Origin of the sequence: Streptomyces sp. NPDC005281, assembly GCF_040607495.1 — a bacterium.
In the GTDB taxonomy this organism is placed as follows: domain Bacteria; phylum Actinomycetota; class Actinomycetes; order Streptomycetales; family Streptomycetaceae; genus Streptomyces.
On sequence record NZ_JBEXGX010000104.1, the window covers coordinates 1 to 1,322 of the forward strand.

A 1,322-nucleotide genomic window follows, 5' to 3' on the forward strand; every position below is an offset into this window, starting at 1 on the left:
TGAAGTTCCCCCCGCGAACTGGACAGCGGGTGTTTACGCTGCCGGGACGAGGTTCTGCCTGAGCAAGGATCTCGTTTCGAGCGGGGTGACGTACCCGTAGTCGGGGTGCCGACGGAGCCGGCTGCGGTTGTACTCGACCTCGACGTAGCGGAAAACGTCGGCCCGGGCGGCCTCGCGGGTCTCCCACACGGTCGTCCCGATCTCCGCTTTCAGGATGGCGAACCAGCTTTCCGCGGCGGCATTATCGTAACAAGAGCCGACGCGCCCCATTGACTGCCTCATGCGCAACTTGCTTATTTCGCTGCGGAAATCGTCACTCGTGTACTCGCTGCCGCGATCCGTATGCATGACGCAACCCTGCTCCAGGCCGCCACGCCCGGCCGCCATCCGCAAGGCGGCGACCGGCAGCTCGGCGCGGTGGTGGTCGGCCATCGCCCAGCCGACCACCTCCCGCGTCGCGAGATCGATACAGGTCGCCAGATACAACTTCCCTTCCAGCGTGCTGAGTTCAGTCATGTCGCCGACGAGCCGCATCCCGGGCCGGGGCGCGGTGAAGTCCCGTCCGATCAGGTCGAGCGCGAACACCGCCCGCTTCGCCTGCCGGGTCAGGCCCCGCCGTCGGCGGCGGGTGATCCCGACGATCCGGTGCTTGCGCATCAGCCGCTCGATCTTCTTGGAGTTCACCACCCGCCCGGCCCGCCGCAGGGCAGCGTGAATCCGCGGAGCCCCGTAGGCACCGCGAGATCCGGCGTGAAGCACCCGGATCTCGCCCACCAGCACCTCCTCGGCCCGCTCCCGCACCGTCCGGGCCGGCCGTGACGCCCTGTGCGCGTAGTAGGTGGAGCGGGGCACTCCCAGCACACGGCACAGAAACGCAACGCTGTGACCTGCAGGATTACCCTCCGATGCCTTCTCCGCCTCGATGAAACGACACCGTGCCACGGTGTCTACCTCATCTTGTCCTGAGCGAAGAAGGCGGTCGCTTTTCCCAGAACCTCGATCGTGGCCTCCTGCTCGCGAACCTTCCGCCGCAGCCGGACCAACTCCTCACGCTCCGCAGTGGTCAAAGCCCCGGCGGGTCCCTCGCCGCGGTCGACCTTCGCCTGCTTCACCCACCCGCGCAGCCCTTCCGGACTCACGCCCAGATCCCTCGCGACCTCGGTGACCGTCTTCTCCGAGGACAACGCCAAGGCGACCGCGTCCCGCTTGAACTCGGCCGTGTACCGCTTACTCATGTTGCTCTTGCTACTCACTCCTGTGACTGCTTCCTCCGGGACCATCCGTCCCAGTATCAACCTGTCCGGCCGACAGGGGGAACCTCA

Annotated in this window: 2 protein-coding genes; both read right to left on the bottom strand. The window is 66.7% G+C overall.

The window, feature by feature from the left end; all coding sequences use genetic code 11:
• Window positions 1-33: 33 nt before the first annotated feature.
• Window positions 34-942 carry an IS3 family transposase gene (locus ABZV42_RS42230; RefSeq protein WP_356057570.1) on the bottom strand — a complete coding sequence of 303 codons (909 nt, stop codon included), beginning with the start codon at window positions 940-942 and terminating at the stop codon, window positions 34-36.
• A 5-nt stretch (window positions 943-947) separates the two neighbouring features.
• Window positions 948-1,280 (bottom strand): transposase, encoded by a 333-nt coding sequence (locus ABZV42_RS42235; RefSeq protein ID WP_356057612.1) that lies wholly within the window; start codon window positions 1,278-1,280, stop codon window positions 948-950.
• Window positions 1,281-1,322 lie beyond the last annotated feature (42 nt).